The organism is Pantoea sp. EKM103V (assembly GCF_011800365.1).
In the GTDB taxonomy this organism is placed as follows: Bacteria; Pseudomonadota; Gammaproteobacteria; order Enterobacterales; family Enterobacteriaceae; genus Pantoea; species Pantoea anthophila.
Genome location: NZ_JAALFQ010000074.1, coordinates 1 through 221, shown reverse-complemented (window position 1 = coordinate 221; position 221 = coordinate 1). Strand labels below are relative to the sequence as shown.

The 221-nt window shown below is 51.1% G+C and carries 1 tRNA gene; it reads right to left on the bottom strand.

The annotated features are described in order from the left end of the window. Position 1: 1 nt before the first annotated feature. Positions 2-75 (bottom strand) — tRNA-Arg (locus HFD97_RS22150). Positions 76-221: the final 146 nt, after the last annotated feature.

Here is a 221-nt window from a genome sequence, read left to right as displayed (position 1 = left end):
GTGCATCCAGGAGGATTCGAACCTCCGACCGCTCGGTTCGTAGCCGAGTACTCTATCCAGCTGAGCTATGGATGCATTGAGGGTATTGCGTTTTTTATGGACGTTCAGAAACTAACCTGAGGATATTACAAAGAATGGTGCATTCAGGAGGATTACTCAGCTTGCGCTTCGCCCTGCGGGCCGTTGCTGATGCAACGTTATCCTCCTTAGTGCGGCCTGAA